Origin of the sequence: Microbispora sp. ZYX-F-249 (assembly GCF_039649665.1) — a bacterium.
GTDB lineage: Bacteria > Actinomycetota > Actinomycetes > Streptosporangiales > Streptosporangiaceae > Microbispora > Microbispora maris.
The window spans coordinates 20,342-36,087 of sequence record NZ_JBDJAW010000006.1 but is presented as its reverse complement, the minus strand read 5'-3'; the positions used below and the strand labels follow the sequence as shown (position 1 = coordinate 36,087).

Genomic DNA, 15,746 nt, shown 5'->3' with positions numbered 1-15,746 from the left:
AACAAATTCGAGCGGCCCGAAAACAGAAGGGCGCCCTCATCCCTGGGAGTCCCCCACCCATGAGGATCAGCGAGAAGACGCCGCAGGACGGCCGCGCACCCGCACGGCCCGGCCTGTCCGGGCCGGCCGCGCGCAAGCTGCCCGTCCCGCCGAGGGAGCGCAAGCCCGCGCTCGCCGCGCTCGCCGTCCTCCTCATCCTGGGCGGCGCGCTGGCCACCACGCTGCTGGTCATGCGCAGCGGCGACCGCGTCTCGGCCGTGCGGATCACCCAGCAGGTGGGGGCCGGGCAGCTCATCCCGCTGTCCGCCATGCAGGAGGTGCAGATCGCCGACACCGGCGTCGACTACGTCCCCTGGCGGTTCAGGGACCAGGTGGCCACGACGTACGCCCGGGTGACGCTGCTGCCGGGCACGCTGCTCACCGAGCCGATGACCGCCAAGACGACCGACCAGGTCGGACCGGGCAAGGCCAAGGTCGGCCTTTCGCTCAAGGCCGGTCAGATGCCTGCCGACCTGAGGAGCGGCGACGTCGTCCAGGTGGTCTACGTGCCGGCGCCCGGACGCGGCTCGGCCACCGCCCAGCAGAAGGTGCTGGCGACCGCCGCCCGCGTCCACGGCGTGGGCTCCGGGCGCTCGGGCGGCGGGCTGGTCACGGTCGTCGTCGACACGTCGATCGCGCCCGCCGTCGCCCAGTACGCCTCCAGCGGGGAGATCGCCCTCATCACGCTCCCGGGGGTCAAGTGACGTGGCGCTGATCGTGCTCGCCGCCGACAAGGGGGCGCCCGGCGTGACCACCGCGGCGACCGCCCTCGGCGCCGTGTGGCCCCGCCCGGTTCTGCTGGCCGAGTGCGACCCCTCCGGCGGCGACCTCGCCTACCGGCTGCCCGGCGACGACGGGAGCGTGCTCAACCCCGGGCGCGGCCTGCTCAGCCTCGGCGCGGTCGCGCGGCGCGGCCTCCACACGGAGCTGATCTACGAGCACACGCAGCGCCTCGTCGGCGGCCTCGACGTGCTGGCCGGCCTGACCAACGGCGAGCAGGCGGCCGGTCTCACCTGGCTGTGGGGCCCGCTCGGCCGCGCGTTCGCCGCCCTGCCCCAGGCCGACGTGCTCGCCGACTGCGGCCGGCTGGGCCTGCACCCCCAGATCGGCGACCTGGTGGCCGAGGCCGACCAGGTGGTGCTGTTCACGCGGGCCAGCCTCGACAACGTCGCCCATCTGCGCGAACGGCTGTCGCTGATCGGGCGCAAGGTCGGGGTCGTGGTGATCGCCGACCCCCGGTCGTACCGGTCGTCGCTGGAAGAGATCAGGCGCATCGTCTCCGGCTGGGACGTCGCCTTCGTCGGCGGTCTCGCCTACGACCCGAAGGGCGCCGAACTGCTGCGCGGGCAGTGGGGCGGGCGGCTCGACCGCAGCCTCCTCATCCGTACGGCCAGGGAGCTGGCCACGCGCCTGGCCGCGCAGCTGGCCGCGGGCGGCGACACGGCGGCGGCGCCGCCCGTCATCAGGACGGCGAACAGGGCGAACAGGGAGCCGGAGGTGCGGTCGTGAACTCCCAGCGGCGGCCGATCGACCACGGTCTGGTGAAGCGGTTCCGGCAGGAGGTCGGCGACCGGCTGGCGCACCAGCGGCGGCTCGACCAGGCGAGCGGCGTGCCGCCGATGTCGGGGGAGGACGAGCGGCAGTTCGCCCGGGCCCTGATCGCGCAGGTGCTGGAGGAGCACGCGCGGGGCGAGATCGGCGTCGGCCGCACCCCGCCCACGGCCGAGGAGGAGGAGGCGCTGGCGGCGGGCATCCACGCCGCGCTGTTCGGCGTCGGCCGCCTGCAGCCGCTGCTCGACGACCCCGAGGTCGAGAACATCGACATCAACGGCTGCGACCGGGTCTTCGTCGGGTACGCCGACGGCCAGGAGCTCATGCACGACCCCGTCGCGGAGACCGACGAGGAGCTCGTCGAGCTGATCCAGATCCTCGCGGCGTACTCGGGCCTGTCGTCGCGGCCCTTCGACACCGCCAACCCGCAGCTCGACCTGCGCCTGCCCGACGGCTCCCGCCTGTCGGCCGTCATGGACGTCACCGTGCGGCCGGCGCTGTCGATCCGCCGCGCCCGCCTCGGCAAGGTGTTCCTCAGCGACCTCGTCGGGAACGGCACGCTCACCCCCGAGCTGGGCCGGTTCCTCACGGCCGCGGTGGCCGCGCGGAAGAACATCATGATCGCGGGCTCGACGAACGCGGGGAAGACCACGCTGCTGCGGGCCCTGGCCAACGAGATCCCGCCGCACGAGCGGCTGATCACGGTGGAGCGCGCGCTGGAGCTGGGGCTCGACCAGTTCCCCGAGCTGCACCCCAACGCGGTGGCCTTCGAGCACCGCCTGCCCAACTCCGAGGGGCAGGGCGAGATCACGATGGCCGAGCTGGTGCGGCGGTCACTGCGCATGAACCCCTCGCGGGTGATCGTCGGCGAGGTGCTGGGCGACGAGATCGTCACGATGCTCAACGCGATGACCCAGGGCAACGACGGGTCGCTGTCGACGATCCACGCCAACTCCAGCATGGAGGTGTTCAACCGCATCGCGACGTACGCGCTGCAGGCCGAGGAGCGGCTGCCGATCGAGGCCACTCACATGCTCATCGCCGGGGCCATCGACTTCGTCGTGTTCATCGAGAAGCGCAACGACTACCACCGGGGAGGCACCCTGCGCCGCTACGTGTCCAGCGTCCGGGAGGTCACGGGCTGCGACGGGCGCGTGCTGTCCTCGGAGGTGTTCGCCATGGCGGGCGACCACCTGGTGCCGCACGCCCCGATCTCCTGCGCGGACGAACTGGCCGCCCACGGGTACGACCCGGCGCGGGGAGCGTGGCGATGAGCGGCCTGCTGCCTCCCGGCGTCCTCGACCCCCTGGTGCTGCTGGCCGGCGCCGCGGCGGGCGGCGGGCTCTTCCTGCTCGCCCTGGCGCTGTACGGCCTGCGCCCCCGGCCGGCCGGTCCGGACGGCAGGGCCGAGCGGATGCGCCTGCTGCGCGCCCTGTCCACGCGCTCGGCGATCGCGGCGGTCACCGGTGTCCTGGTGCTGGTGGTGACCGGCTGGCCGGTCATCGCGGGAGGAGCCGTACTGCTGGTCCTGGCCTGGCGGGGGTTCACCGGCGGCGCGGCGGAGGAGCGGGCCGCCATGCGGCGCCTGGAGGGCCTGGCGGCCTGGACGGAGTCGCTGCGCGACACGATCGCCGGCGCGGCCGGGCTCGAACAGGCCATCCCCTCCTCCATCCGGGCCGCGGCCCCCACGCTGCAACCGCACCTGCGGGCCCTGGTCGACCGGCTGCACACGCGGATGCCGCTCGCCGACGCGCTGCGGATGTTCGCCGACGAGCTGGACGACCCGTCGGCCGACCTCGTCGTGGCGGCGCTGATCCTCAACTCGCGGCTGCGCGGCCCCGGCCTGCGCGACGTGCTCTCGGCCCTGGCGGTCTCCGCGCGCGAGGAGCTGGACATGCGCCGGCGCGTGGAGGCCGAGCGCAGGTCCACCCGCAAGAGCGTGCAGATCGTGGTCGGCACCGCCCTCGCCTTCGCCGCTGCTCTGGTCGTCTTCAACCGCTCGTACGTCGAGGAGTACAACTCCGTGCTCGGTCAGGCCGTGCTGGTCGTGGTGGCGGGCCTGTTCGGCGCGGGGTTCGCCTGGATGCGGCGGCTCGCCCGGTTCGACAAGCCGGCCCGGATCCTGGCCCCCTACCACCGCCCCAAGGACAAGGACACGGGCGTGATCTTGCAAAAGGTCGCAGGGAGGGGCGGTGAGCTGCTCCATGACCAGCCGTGATCTTGCAGTTTGTCGCAGTGAGCACTCCCGACCAGCGGCTTCACCCTTCGTGATCATGCAGAAAATCGCGCATCCGCCGTCTACCAGGCGCGATACGCTCCGTGATCTCGCAGACGGACGGAGGGCGCCGTGATCGAAACGGTGCTCTGCGGAGCCGTGCTGGGCCTCGGGCTCTTCCTGCTGCTGCGGGCGCTGTTCCCGCCCCGGCCCGGCCTGACCGCCCGGCTCGCCGCGCTCGACCAGGCCCGCGACGGCGAGGGCGTGCCGCGGGCGCCGCTGATCGCGCCCGAGGAGGACGTCAGCGAGTTCCGCCGCGTGCTCGGCCTGCGGCTGGCCCGGTTCTACGCGGCGCGGGGGTGGGAGGCGCGGTCCGTCAAGGCCGACCTGGCGCTTCTCGGCAAGTCCTTCGAGGGGTTCCTCGCGACCAAGCTGCTGCTCGGCGTCTCCGGCCTGCTGGCGTTCCCGATCCTCGTCGGCTGGCTCGCGCTGATGGGGTGGGGCGTCTCGGTGCAGGTGCCGCTCTGGTCGGCCCTCGTCGTCTGCGTGATCTTCTTCCTGCTGCCCGACGCGCAGATCCGGCGGGACGCCGCCGTACGGCGCCGGGACTTCCGGCACGCCGTGGGCGCCTTCCTCGACCTCGTGTCGATGAACCTCGCGGGCGGCCGGGGCGTGCCCGAGGCGCTGATGATGGCGGTCGCCGTCGGCAGTCCCGTCACCACGCCCGGGGCGCCGAACGGCGCCACGTCCGTCAACGGGGCCGTCAACGGTGCCGGGCCCGCCCCCGGCTCCAACTGGGCGATGGAACGCATCCGCGAGGCCCTGGCCAACGCCCGGATCGTCGGCATCACCCCCTGGCAGGCCCTCGGCCAGCTCGGCGACGAGATCAACGTGGACGAGCTGCGTGACCTGTCGGCCGCGCTCGGGCTCGTCGCCGACGACGGCGCCAAGGTCCGCGCCTCGCTCACCGCCCGCGCCGCCACCCTGCGCCGCCGCGAACTCGCGGAGGTCGAGGGCAAGGCGGGCGAACGGTCCCAGTCGATGCTCGTCGCCCAGCTCCTGCTGTGCGCGGGTTTCGTGATCTTCCTCAGTTTTCCCGCAGCCATGAAGATGTTGGGGGCCTGATGCTCTGGTTCCACTATTTGATCGCCGTGCTCCACGTACGGCTGGACCGCGCCAGGAACGCCCCGTCCAGGGGAGCCTCGGCGGTCGAATGGGTGATCATCACCGCCATCATCGCCGGAGTCGCGCTCGGCCTGGCCACGCTGATCAAGCAGTTGGTCGAGCAGAAGCAGTCCGACATCCAGAACAGCTTCAGCGGCGGTGGCGGCGGTGGCGGTGCCGGCGGCGGTGGCGGGGAGTGACCGGCGGGGGCGTGGCGACGACCCGGGTATGGCGACCATGCCGGGAGTGACGAACGCGCGTGCCGCGACCCTCGTGCGGTGCGCGGAGGGCCGGATGCCCGTCGTGGGCGCCGCGACCGTCGTGCACGACGCGCGGGCCGGGGCGACCGCGGACGCGGCCCGCGCGCCGTACGGGTCCCGTCCGCGCCGGGCCGAGGCCAGTGTGCGGGCCGGGGCGAGCGAACGGTACGCGGGCAGTGTGCGGGCCGGGGCGAGCGAACGGTACGCGGGCAGTGTGCGGGCCGGGGCGAGCGAACGGTACGCGGGCAGTGTGCGGGCCGGGGCGAGCGAACGGCTCGCGGGCAGTGTGCGGGCCGGGGCGAGCGGACGCGGCGAGCGAGGCGGGTCGGCCTCGGGACGCCCGAGGAGCGAGCGGGGCGCCACGGTGATCGAGCTCGCCATTCTCATGCCGGTCGTGCTCGCCGTCGTGCTGCTGATCGTCCAGGTCACGCTCTGGTTCCACGGCCGCCAGGTCGCCGACGCCGCCGCGCGGGAGGGTGCGCGCATCGCCCGGGCGGGCGGCTCCGACGGCTGGCAGGAGGCGGCCGAGGGCAAGGCGCGGCAGATCGTGCAGGCGATCGGGCCGCAGTTGCTGAAGAACGCCCAGGCCAAGGCGTGGGAGCAGGGCGACCAGCGCGGGGTGGAGATCACCGGCAGCGCCGTTCAGGTGGTGCCGCTGCTGCCAGAGATGACCTTCACGATCACCTCGCGCTTCGGCGGGCCCATCGAGTGCTTCCGTCCCGACGACGGCTCGGACGGCTGCGAATGACCCGGATCTCGCCCGAATCCGCCCCGGCCAGCGAGCCCGCTGTGCCCGGACCGAGCGCTGTGCCCGCTATGCCCGGACCGAGCGTTGTGCCCGGTGTGCTGCGACCGCAGGGTGCGCCAGCGCTGCCCACGTCGCGCGCTGTGCCGGCTGTGCCCGGGCCGCGCACTGTGCCCTCCGTGCCGGCTGTGCCTGGACCGCGCGACGTGCCCGGCTTGTCCGGCCGCTGGGGCCCCGTTGGCCGGGGGCGAACCGGCCGGGGACCGCACGAGGGGGAACGCGGGTCGATGACGGCCGAGACGGTCATGCTGGCCCCGCTCTTCCTGCTCTTCCTGCTGTTCCTCGTGGGCGCGGGCCGGATCGTGGAGGCCCAGGGAGAGGTCAACGGGGCCGCGCGGGACGCCGCCCGGGCGGCGTCCGTGCAGCGCACCGAGGCGGAGGCCGAGTCGGCCGCGAAGGAGGCCGCCGAAGCCGCGCTCTCCGGCGACTGCTCGCCGCAGGTCAGCACGTCCGGCAGTGAGTGGAAGATGGACGGCTTCGTACGGGCGACCGTGACCTGCGAACTCGACCTCGACTTCCTCGGCTTCGGCGCGAGCAAGCAGATGTCGGGCGCCTCGGTGGTGCCGCTCGAGCGGTACCGGAGGGTGCAGTGACCCCGCCGCGTCCGTGCCCCGGCTCTCCGGCCTCCGTCCGCCCGTGGCGTGGCCGGCGTCCGCGTGACCCCGGGACCGCTCCGCGTCGGCCCCGGGGCGCGGTGCCGTCGCCGCGCACCCCCGTGAGGCCTGCCGCGGGCGCGCGCGCGACCCGTGCCGCCGCACGCGGGGGGCCGGGGGAGCGGGGCTCCATGTCGGTGTTCGTGGTCCTCTTCTCGGGGGTGGTGTTCCTGCTGGCCGGGCTGCTGGTCGACGGCGGAGCCGCCATGAACGCCCGGCTGAAGGCCGCGGACATCGCCGAGCAGGCCGCCCGCGCCGCCGCCGACCAGATCGACGTCGAGACCCTGCGGGCGACCGGTCAGGTGCGGCTGCTCGCCGACGAGAGCGCGGTGTGCGGCCCGGCCGAGGAGATCACGGCCAACCAGCAGGCCGACGGCGTACGCATGACCGAGTGCACCGTGGGCGGCGGCCAGGCGGACGTCACCGTGTCGGTGTCGGTTCACTGGAACGCCTTCTTCCTCGCCGCGCTGGGGTTCGCCGGCTCGGACATGGAGGCGGAGGCCACGGCCGCTCCTGATCCGGGAGAGGCATGACAGGGACGCGGCCGCCGGGCGGGCGGCGGGAGGAGTTCCTCCGCGAGACCCAGCGGGGGTCCGGGCGCGAGGTCCAGCGGAGTCAGGGGCGCGACGTGCGGCGAGGGTTCGAGCGTGAACCGCAACGGCCTTCCGGACGCGACGCGCGGCGGGGTTTCGAGCGCGAAGCGCAGCGGGGTTCCGGCACCGAGGCCCCGGCGGGCGGCACGCCCGGGAGGGGTCCCCGCCCGCGCCCGGAGGGCCTGCCGTCCGTGCTGGGGCCGCAGCGGGCGCCCGAGCACTGGCACGACGACCGGCCCGTACGGCTGCGAACCCGGCGTACGGCCGGGGACGTCCTCGCCGGCCTCGGGGCCCTGGTCGCGCTGGTGGCGCTGGTGGGCGGCGTGCCGTACGCGCTGCTCCGGCTGGCCGGTCCGCCCGTCAGCGGCGACCTGCTGAACGCGGACGTGTTCACCAGTCAGGTCGGCCCCGACACGATCATCGCGATCCTGATCCTCCTGGTGTGGCTGGCCTGGCTGCAGCTGTTCCTGTGCGTGGTCGTCGAGGTCTACGCCGGGCTGCGGCGCGTCGGCATGCCGGCCCGGGTGCCGCTGTCGGGTGGCACCCAGGCGCTCGCGAACCGCCTGGTCTCCGCCGTGCTGCTGCTGTTCACCGCGGCCGCCGTGGCGGTGCCCATCGCCCGCGCGGGCGCCCCGGCCCCGATCCGGCCGCAGGTCGCGGCGTTGTCGGCGCCGGTGCCGCAGACCGAGGCGGAGCGCCCGGCCCTGCACGCCCGGGAGGTCAAGAAGGTCTACGTGGTCCAGCCTCCGCACGGACGCCACCACGAGAGCCTGTGGGAGATCGCGGAGAAGTGCCTGGGCGACGGGCGCCGCTATCCGGAGATCTACCGGCTCAACCAGCACAAGGAGCAGCCCGACGGCAGCCGGCTGCACATGGCCGATCTCATCCGTCCCGGCTGGGTGCTCGACATGCCGGACGACGCCAGGAACGTCCACATCGTGCCGGTCGACGACGACCGGCCGGAGATCCTGAAGGAGCACCGCCACGCCCCCGCCGAGCTCGACGGCGACACCCGGTACGCCGGGGGAGGGACGACCCGCGGCGACGTCCACGCCGACCAGGGGGCGGCGGAAGACCGGCGCACCACCGAGGACCGGCGAACGAGGCCGGCACCGCGTCCCACCGCCGGTTCGGACACCGGGAGCGCGACGGGCGGCGCGGCGGACGGCCGGACGGGCGGTGAGGCGGACACCACCCGGCCCGACCAGGGGCAGGGCGACCCCACGGCCCGGCAAAGCGAAGCCGGACAGCAGGGCAAGGCCGGACAGCAGGGTGAAGCCGGACAGCAGGGTGAAGCCGGACAGCAGGGTGAAGCCGGACGTCCGGGGGACGCGGGCCATCAGCGGGGCAGGGCGACGCCCGAGCCGAGCAAACCGGGGATCGTGCTGCCCCCGCCCGCGATGCCGCAGGACACCCCGTCCGAGCGCACCGGCCGCGCCGGCGATGCGACGGACACACCCGCCACCGCCCAATCGACGCCGACAGCGCGCCCGGTCGGCACGACCACCGCCCAGCCCGCCGGGGTGGACGAGACGGCGCGGGAGACGCCTCCCACGGCACCTCCCACGGCGCCTCCCGCTGCACGGCCGCCGGCACACGGGAGGCCCACGGCGGAGGCCACGGCGTCGGGTGACCATGCCGCCGCGCAGCCGTCCACGCGGCCCTCCACGCAGCCGTCCACGCGGCCCTCCACAGCGCCGTCCCTGCCGTCGCCGGACAAAGACGGTCACCTGACCGCCGGCGAGGAGCCCGGAGACCGGCAGAGTGGGCCGGTCCTCGCCGATTACCTGGCGGCGTCGTCGCTGGCGGCGGCCGGGCTGCTGGCCCTGCTCGGCCGCAGGCGGCGGGAGCAACTGTGGCGCCGGGCCTTCGGCTGGCGCATCGCCCGGCCGCGCGGGGACGCCGCCGAAGCCGAGGTCGCGATCCGGCTGGGCGCCGACGCCCCCGGCAGCCGGATGCTCGACATCGGCCTGCGCCTGCTCGGCCGCCTGCTGGCCGACGCCGGCCGGCGCCCTCCGACGATCTACGCGGTCCACCTGTCCAACCGCGGCCTCGACCTGTGGATCCACCCGGCGGAACAGGACGCGCCCGAACCGTGGGAGTCCTGCGACGACGGGCAGGTCTGGCGTCTTCCGGCCCACGAGGGACGCCGCATCGACGAGCACACGCTGGCCGCAGTGCCCGCGCCCTATCCCGGGCTGGTCTCGCTCGGCACCGGGCAGGGCGGCCGGGTCCTGGTCGACCTGGAGGCCGCGCACGGGGTGATCGCGATCACCGGGACGCACACCGTCGCCGCCCTGTCGGCGCTCGCGGTCGAACTGGCGACCAACCGGTGGTCCGACCAGATGCGCGTCACGCTCGTCGGCTTCGGCGAGGAGCTGACCCGGCTCGCGCCCGAGCGGATCAGGACGGCGGGCAGCCTGACCGAGGTGCTGCCGGAGTTCGAGGAGCGTGCCCGGTACGACGGCGACGTGCTGACCGGCCGAGTCCACAGCCGGGTGGCCGACCCCGCCCACACCCCGCACTATCTCCTGTCGGCCATCCGTCCCGACGAGGACGAGGCGCGCCGCCTGGCGCTGCTCGGCAAGGGCCGGCGTACGGCCTGCGGCTTCGTGATCGCGGGCGAGGTGCCGCACGCCACCTGGAGGTGGGAGGTCACCGACGACGGCCGGGCCCGGGTGGACGCCCTGGGCCTGGACATCGAGGCCCACCTGCTGCCCCGCCGGCACTACGACGCCGTGGTCGGCCTGTTCGACACCACCCGGCAGCAGGAGGGCGAGCCGCTCACCCCGCTCACCGAGCGGCTGAGCGAGGAGCCGCCCTCCATCGAGGTCCGCATCCTCGGCCCGATCGAGATCAGTCCGGTGAACCCGCTCGAAGAGGGCCGGGCGGCCCTCGCCCACGAACTCGTCGTCTACCTGGCCACCCACCCGGACGGGGTCCATCCGGCCGTGCTGGCCGGCGTGCTGTGGCCGCGCGGCGTGCAGCTCGCGGTGCGCGACGCCACGATCGCGCGGGTCGCCGAGTGGCTCGGGCGCGACTCCGAGGGACGCCCTCACCTGCTCCTCGACCGGTCCGGGCGATTGCGGCTCGGGCCGGAGATCCGTACGGACTGGCGGCTCTTCCAGGACCTCGTACGGCAGGCCGGCGAGTGGGCCGAGACCGCCGGACCCGGTGCCGCCGCATCCGGCGGGGCCACGCTCGGCGCCGGCGACGTGGAGGCCGGCCTACTGGAGCGTGCGCTGAAGCTGGTGCGCGGCCCGTTGCTGAACGGCAGGCCGCCCGACCGGTACGCCTGGCTGGCGGCCGACCCCCTGGAGTACGACGTGACGGCCTGGGTGGCGGACGCCGCCCACGCGCTGTGCGAAATCCGGCTGGCCCGCCACGACCCGCACGGCGCGGTGGCGGCGGCCCGGGCCGGGCTGCTGCTCGCGGCCGACGACGAGGGGCTGTGGCGCGACCTGCTCCGGGCGGCGCACGCCACGGGGGAGCCCGTCCGGCTGCGGGCGGTCGTCGACGGTCTGCTGCGCCGCGCCGCCTCGCACCCGTACGGCGGGGGGATGGCGCCGGAGACGGAGGCGCTCATCGACGAGTTGCTGCCCGACTGGCGCCGCACCGTCTCCCCGGACCTCAGAACCTCACGTCTCGCCTGATCGGAGCCCCAATGCTCGGGATGCCACCCTCCGAATCATGCCGATCGGCGCATAGCGCTGGCTCGTCGCCGACGGCCCTTCCTAAGGTGGCCGTGGCAGAGGTGGCAGCGACAGGGGTGGCAGGGGCGGGGGATCGCGTACTGCGGAGGACCGCGTTGATGCGTCCAGGACTCGCCACGGCGGCGGCCGCGCTGCTCGCTCCGGCTCGCGCGTCGCGCACTCCGGTCCGCGCGCTGCTCGCCCCGGCTCGCGCACTGCTCACCCCGGCTCGCGCACTGTCGGTCCGCGCGCTGCTGGCTCCGGTCCCCGCGCTGCTCATCTCGGCCTGCGTGCTGCTTCTGCCGGCGTGCGCCCCGCCGGACGCGGACCGCGGCTTCACCCCGGGTGGCGGCGCCGAACCGGCCGCGGCGGCCGGGACGCCCGCCAGCCCGCCGGGGGCAGAGGCGATCACGGCGGCCCCCGGGCTGACCGTGGAGATCGAGTGGCCGGACGAGCCCGACCCGGTGCGATCAGCCGCGATCAAGGCGTTCGCCCGTGATTTCACGGCCCAGTGGCGGGCCGTCGGCACCTCCGGCGGCGACCGCTCGTACGTGAAGGGCATCGACCCCGAGTCGTCCGCCTACCAGGACGCCGTCACCTGGGTGCGGAAATTCCTCGAGGACGGGCGGTCGGCCCGGGGCGTCGCCAAGCTCTACGCCCTGCGGGTGCCCGCGATGACGGGACGCGGTGCGGAGGTCTACGGCTGCGTCGACGTGACCGGCGTGCGGCTGACCGACCGGGAGGGCACCGCGCTGGCCCGTCAGCCCGCCTGGCTGAAACGCCCGCGCGCGGTCTACCTGCAGACCGCCGGCCTGGGGCGCGGCGACGACGGCGTCTGGCGGATCCGGCTCTACCGCCACGCGGACTACCCGGACGAGCTCGCTAAGGAGTGCCAGCGATGAGCAGCAGAACGGCGATCGCGGTGACGTCCCTGCTGGCCTGCGGCGTGCTCGCGGTGTGCGCGCCGCCGGCCGCCGCCGACGATCCGGACGGGACGCCGCACGGCGAGGCGTTCCAGAACGGCAACACCGCCGGGGTCAAGCTGACCAACTCCAAGATCGGTCTGTCGGGCAACGGGCTCGGTGGCAAGAGCGACGGCTATCGGATGCCCCGCCCCTGCTGGTACGAGCCGAACTCGTCCGCCGACGACATGCGCAACCTCCAGGCGCAGCAGAAGAAGCAGGCGGTGGAGGCGGGGCTGGACTACGACGTGGACCTGGACAAGTTCGGCGACAAAATCGGGGAGAAGGGCCAGTGGTGGGGCGTCGCCTACGACGCAGGCAACCCGGAGGGGCCGTCGTGTGCCGCCGGGCTCGAGCCGCTCGTCTGGGTGCCCGAGGGCACCACCCCCGCCGGGGGCATAACGCTGGAACAGCTCATGCAGATCGCCAGGGCCGCGCTGACCGTGCCGGAGCCGAAGATCAAGCTGAGCCCGGACGTCAAGAGCTACGTCAACCTGGGGACCTGGGTGTGGCTGGACGGGGCCGAGGCGGCGCCCCGGTCCGTCACCGCCACGCTGCCGGGGGTCATGTCCGCCACCGTCACGGCGACGCCGGACCACCTCGTGATCAAATCCGGCACCGACGCCGACCGCGCCGAGGTGTACGACAAGGGATGCGGCGCCACCGGCAAACCGTACGTGAAGGGCGCCGACAAGGACGGCGAGGGCAAACCCGAGTGCGGCGTCGTCTACCTGCACTCCTCCGTCGACCAGCCGGGCAAGGTCTACACGCTGACCGTGACGAGCGTCTGGAACGTCGTCGGCAACGGCAACCAGGGCGGCCAGGCCGTCCCGTTCGCCTACAACCCGATCCAGGTCTCGGCGACCAGGGACGTGCCCGTCGGCGAGGTCCAGAGCATCGTCAAGAACTGACTCCCCGCCCGGCCCGAGGGGGGCAGGCCGCCGGTCGTGTCGGGCGGATGGCCGGCGGCCGTGCGTAGGGAGACCGGCGGAACGCCGGTCGTCCCGGCGGGGGACGACCGGCCGGGACGCCGCTGCCTACTCTCCGTGCCGGTCCCGCCCGACAGGCGGCGGGCCGGACACGAGGAGTTGCCATGTCAGTGCTTGCGGACGCACGCGCCTTCCGCCGTACGGCGGCCGGGCTCTGCCTGGTCGCCGCCCCGCTCGTCTACGTCGCGGGGGTGGTCGCGGACCCGGCGCTGCGGCAGGGCGGGGACGGCGTCGGCGTCTACGGCCGTCATCCCGAGCAGGTGTCGGTCAGCGCCTCGCTTCTGCACTGGAGCTGGGTCCTGCTGGTGCCGGGGATCATCGGCATGATCCACCTGATCCGGCACAAGGGCGTGGTCTTCGGGCACGTCGCGGGTGGCCTGGCGCTGCTCGGCGTCGTCAACTTCTCCGCGCTGATGCTCGGCGACTTCTTCTACGCCCGCCTGGAGGGGGCCCTGCCGCCCGAGCAGGGGGCCCGGATCGGGGACGAGGCGTTCGCCGATCCCGGGGCGACGTTCGGGTTTCAGGTGCCCGGTTTCGCCGGGCTGCTCGGCCTGTTCCTGCTGGGGCTCGCGCTGGCCTATTCCCGGCGTACGCCGTGGTGGGCGCCGTTCGCGATGCTCGCCGGCATTCTGGGGGCGCCGATCTACCCGGTGGGCACGATCGTCGGCGGGCTGCTCTACCTGGCCGGTTCCGGGGTGATCGGGCTCAGGATGCTGCGCATGACCGACGACGAGTGGGCGGGTGACGCCCCGGCGAGTGTCGCCGTGGGGGCGTGAGGCGCTCAACCGGGAAGCACCGGCGAGGGCCGCGGTGGAGGCGTGAGGCGCTCAGCCGGGGAGCGGGAAGACCGCCAGCACGCGGTATTCCCCTGACCGCGTGGGCCCGGCGGACAGCTCGCCCCCGTGCAGCGCGGTCCGCTCCCGCATGCCGATGAGCCCGTGTCCGCCCGTGCCCGCCGCGTGAACGCCCACCCCGTCGTTGACGACGGTCACGCGCAACTCGCCGGGCGCGTAGCGGAGGACGACGTCGACCCTCGTGGCGTGCGCGTGCTTCAGCACGTTCGTCAGGGCCTCCTGGATCACCCGGTAGGCGGACAGGCCGAGCCCGGCCGGCAGGGGCCGGGGTTCGCCCGCGACATGCAGGCGCACCTCCGGACCGGCCTCCGCCACCTGGGAGATCAGCTCGTCGAGCCGGTCGAGCCCGGCCTGCGGCGAGGGCGGCGCGGCCCCGGCGTCGCGCAGCATGCCGAGCATCAGCCCGAGCTCCTCGACCGCCTCACGGCCGGCCTGCTCCACCGCGAACAGCAGGTCGCGCTCGCGGGCGCGGTCGTCCCCGAGCAGCCTGCGCACCCCGCCCGCGTGCAACGTCATGAGGCTGACGTTGTGGGAGACGACGTCGTGGAGCTCCCGGGCGATGCGGGATCGCTCCTGCGCGACCGCCCACCGCGCCCGCTCCTCCCGCTCGGCTTCGAGCCGGGCCGCCTGCTCGGCCAGCCGTCTGGTCTGGTCGATCTGCCGGCGCAGCAGGATGCCGCTGCCGTACGCGACGCCGACGAAGATCGCGCCGATGAGGACCTCGGCGACGTCGTTGCTCTGCAGTGTCTGCAGGTGCGCGTAGGCGAGCAGCACGCACCCGAGCCCCGCGAGCCCGCGCCGGCTGCGGGGTTCGGCCGCGCCGGCCACGGTGTGGACGAGGATCAGCGTCGAGTAAAGGTGCCAGGCCGCGTAATAACCGGGACCGGCGACCGCCTGCACGGCCCACCCGATGGCCGTCAGCACGAGGAGCGAGGTCGCGGGGAACATCGACCGCGACAGCACCACCAGCCCCGCCGCGACCGCGCCCGCCGCGAACGGGAACGGGTCGCCGATCTGCCACGGCTCCGGACCTTGCCGGCCGAACGACTCCACCAGCCCGGCGACCGCCACGGCGAGGGAGAGCAGGACGTCGAGGCGGGAGGGCCGCCAGTCGCCCGCGAGTCGCCTCAGCACGGCCCGGGCCGCTCTCCCGGCCGTACGACCCCGGCCTCGTAGGCGAAAACCACCGCCTGGATGCGGTCGCGCAGGCGGAGTTTGTGCAGGACGCGGGCGACGTGCGTCTTGACGGTCGCCTCGCCGATGCCCAGGTCACGGGCGATCTCGGGATTGGACAGGCCCTGCGCGACCATCCGCAGGACCTGGAGTTCGCGCTCGCTGAGCGAGCCGAGCTCGGCCGGCGCGGCGAGGTCGGGCAGGCTCGCGATCTCGTCGATCACCCGGGGGGCCACCGTGGGGTCGATCAGCGCGGCGCCCGCCGCCGCGGCCCGCACCGCCTCCACCAGGTGCTCCGGGGGCGAGGTCTTGAGCAGGAAGCCGTTCACCCGGGCCCGCAGCGAGGCCTTCAGGTTGTCGCCCGTGTTGAAGGTGGTCAGCATGATGATCCTCGGTGGCCGGGGCTCGGCGAGGAGCAGCCTGGCCGCGCCGATCCCGTCCAGCCGGGGCATCGCGATGTCCAGCAGCAGCACGTCGGGGCGGAGCCGCCGGGTCACCTCCACGGCCTCGAAGCCGTCGGCCGCCTCCCCGGCGACCTCGATTCCCGGCTCGGACTCCGCGACGAGCCGCAGCCCGGCCCTGATCATCGACTGGTCGTCGGCGATCACCAGCCTGATGGTCACCGGAGGCTCCCGTCGTCGATGGCACCGGCGGCAGCGTAACCGGGCCGCTCGCGGGAAGGCGTCCCTCGGCGACGTGACCTCGCGGGCCGCGCGGTCCCTCGAGTGACGGATGGCCCGTCCCTCCCCCGGATGACCCGTCCCGCAGCGCCCCGACGCGGCCCGGTGCGGCCCGA

15 protein-coding genes are annotated in these 15,746 nt (G+C 74.4%); 13 read left to right on the top strand and 2 right to left on the bottom strand.

The window, feature by feature from the left end; translation table 11 throughout:
- The first annotated feature begins 59 nt into the window (after positions 1 to 59).
- The 13 genes from AAH991_RS09795 to AAH991_RS09735 all read left to right on the top strand — a co-directional run bounded on the left by AAH991_RS09795 (position 60) and on the right by AAH991_RS09735 (position 13,699).
- Positions 60 to 743 carry a hypothetical protein gene (locus tag AAH991_RS09795; RefSeq protein ID WP_346225446.1) on the top strand — a complete coding sequence of 228 codons (684 nt, stop codon included), beginning with the start codon at positions 60 to 62 and terminating at the stop codon, positions 741 to 743.
- A 1-nt stretch (position 744) separates the two neighbouring features.
- Positions 745 to 1,548 (top strand): MinD/ParA family ATP-binding protein, encoded by an 804-nt coding sequence (locus AAH991_RS09790; protein WP_346225445.1) that lies wholly within the window; start codon positions 745 to 747, stop codon positions 1,546 to 1,548.
- Positions 1,545 to 2,864 (top strand): TadA family conjugal transfer-associated ATPase, encoded by a 1,320-nt coding sequence (locus AAH991_RS09785; RefSeq protein ID WP_346225444.1) that lies wholly within the window; start codon positions 1,545 to 1,547, stop codon positions 2,862 to 2,864. The genes AAH991_RS09790 and AAH991_RS09785 overlap by 4 nt, the downstream gene beginning before the upstream one ends.
- Positions 2,861 to 3,808: a type II secretion system F family protein gene (locus tag AAH991_RS09780; RefSeq protein ID WP_346225443.1), complete on the top strand. Its 948-nt coding sequence runs from the start codon at positions 2,861 to 2,863 to the stop codon at positions 3,806 to 3,808. The genes AAH991_RS09785 and AAH991_RS09780 overlap by 4 nt, the downstream gene beginning before the upstream one ends.
- Positions 3,809 to 3,937: 129 nt before the next feature.
- Positions 3,938 to 4,930, top strand: coding sequence for a type II secretion system protein (locus AAH991_RS09775; protein ID WP_346225442.1), 993 nt, complete (start codon positions 3,938 to 3,940; stop codon positions 4,928 to 4,930).
- Positions 4,930 to 5,169 carry a hypothetical protein gene (locus AAH991_RS09770; protein WP_346225441.1) on the top strand — a complete coding sequence of 80 codons (240 nt, stop codon included), beginning with the start codon at positions 4,930 to 4,932 and terminating at the stop codon, positions 5,167 to 5,169. Before AAH991_RS09775 ends, AAH991_RS09770 begins: the two co-directional genes overlap by 1 nt.
- 46 nt (positions 5,170 to 5,215) lie before the next feature.
- Positions 5,216 to 5,977, top strand: a complete 762-nt coding sequence (locus AAH991_RS09765) for a TadE/TadG family type IV pilus assembly protein (protein WP_346225440.1) — start codon at positions 5,216 to 5,218, stop codon at positions 5,975 to 5,977.
- A gap of 284 nt (positions 5,978 to 6,261) precedes the next feature.
- Entirely contained in the window at positions 6,262 to 6,627 is a 366-nt protein-coding gene (locus AAH991_RS09760) for a TadE/TadG family type IV pilus assembly protein (RefSeq protein ID WP_346225439.1), read from the top strand.
- Positions 6,628 to 6,818: 191 nt separating this feature from the next.
- Positions 6,819 to 7,220, top strand: coding sequence for a pilus assembly protein TadG-related protein (locus AAH991_RS09755; protein WP_346225438.1), 402 nt, complete (start codon positions 6,819 to 6,821; stop codon positions 7,218 to 7,220).
- Complete coding sequence (locus AAH991_RS09750; RefSeq protein ID WP_346225437.1) at positions 7,217 to 10,933, top strand: hypothetical protein; 3,717 nt, start codon at positions 7,217 to 7,219, stop codon at positions 10,931 to 10,933. The genes AAH991_RS09755 and AAH991_RS09750 overlap by 4 nt, the downstream gene beginning before the upstream one ends.
- Before the next feature lie 158 nt (positions 10,934 to 11,091).
- Positions 11,092 to 11,874: a hypothetical protein gene (locus tag AAH991_RS09745; protein WP_346225436.1), complete on the top strand. Its 783-nt coding sequence runs from the start codon at positions 11,092 to 11,094 to the stop codon at positions 11,872 to 11,874.
- On the top strand, positions 11,871 to 12,845 hold the full coding sequence (locus tag AAH991_RS09740; protein ID WP_346225435.1) for a hypothetical protein: 975 nt from the start codon (positions 11,871 to 11,873) through the stop codon (positions 12,843 to 12,845). The genes AAH991_RS09745 and AAH991_RS09740 overlap by 4 nt, the downstream gene beginning before the upstream one ends.
- Positions 12,846 to 13,027: 182 nt before the next feature.
- Entirely contained in the window at positions 13,028 to 13,699 is a 672-nt protein-coding gene (locus AAH991_RS09735; protein ID WP_346225434.1) for a hypothetical protein, read from the top strand.
- A gap of 51 nt (positions 13,700 to 13,750) precedes the next feature.
- On the opposite strand, the gene AAH991_RS09730 is transcribed toward AAH991_RS09735, so the two are convergent.
- Both AAH991_RS09730 and AAH991_RS09725 read right to left on the bottom strand, forming a co-directional pair.
- Positions 13,751 to 14,911, bottom strand: coding sequence for a sensor histidine kinase (locus AAH991_RS09730; RefSeq protein WP_346225433.1), 1,161 nt, complete (start codon positions 14,909 to 14,911; stop codon positions 13,751 to 13,753).
- The gene (locus tag AAH991_RS09725; RefSeq protein WP_346225432.1) at positions 14,905 to 15,573 is read right to left on the bottom strand and encodes a response regulator; all 669 of its coding nucleotides are present in this window, start codon (positions 15,571 to 15,573) and stop codon (positions 14,905 to 14,907) included. The genes AAH991_RS09730 and AAH991_RS09725 overlap by 7 nt, the downstream gene beginning before the upstream one ends.
- Between the last annotated feature and the right edge of the window lie 173 nt (positions 15,574 to 15,746).

Excerpts from the sequence above, each read along its gene's own strand:
- AAH991_RS09760 (WP_346225439.1), top strand. The coding sequence starts at position 6,262 with ATGACGGCCGAGACGGTCATGCTGGCCCCGCTCTTCCTGCTCTTCCTG.
- AAH991_RS09750 (WP_346225437.1), top strand. The coding sequence starts at position 7,217 with ATGACAGGGACGCGGCCGCCGGGCGGGCGGCGGGAGGAGTTCCTCCGC.
- AAH991_RS09740 (WP_346225435.1), top strand. The coding sequence starts at position 11,871 with ATGAGCAGCAGAACGGCGATCGCGGTGACGTCCCTGCTGGCCTGCGGC.
- AAH991_RS09735 (WP_346225434.1), top strand. The coding sequence starts at position 13,028 with ATGTCAGTGCTTGCGGACGCACGCGCCTTCCGCCGTACGGCGGCCGGG.
- AAH991_RS09780 (WP_346225443.1), top strand. The coding sequence starts at position 2,861 with ATGAGCGGCCTGCTGCCTCCCGGCGTCCTCGACCCCCTGGTGCTGCTG.
- AAH991_RS09745 (WP_346225436.1), top strand. The coding sequence starts at position 11,092 with ATGCGTCCAGGACTCGCCACGGCGGCGGCCGCGCTGCTCGCTCCGGCT.
- AAH991_RS09795 (WP_346225446.1), top strand. The coding sequence starts at position 60 with ATGAGGATCAGCGAGAAGACGCCGCAGGACGGCCGCGCACCCGCACGG.
- AAH991_RS09770 (WP_346225441.1), top strand. The coding sequence starts at position 4,930 with ATGCTCTGGTTCCACTATTTGATCGCCGTGCTCCACGTACGGCTGGAC.
- AAH991_RS09755 (WP_346225438.1), top strand. The coding sequence starts at position 6,819 with ATGTCGGTGTTCGTGGTCCTCTTCTCGGGGGTGGTGTTCCTGCTGGCC.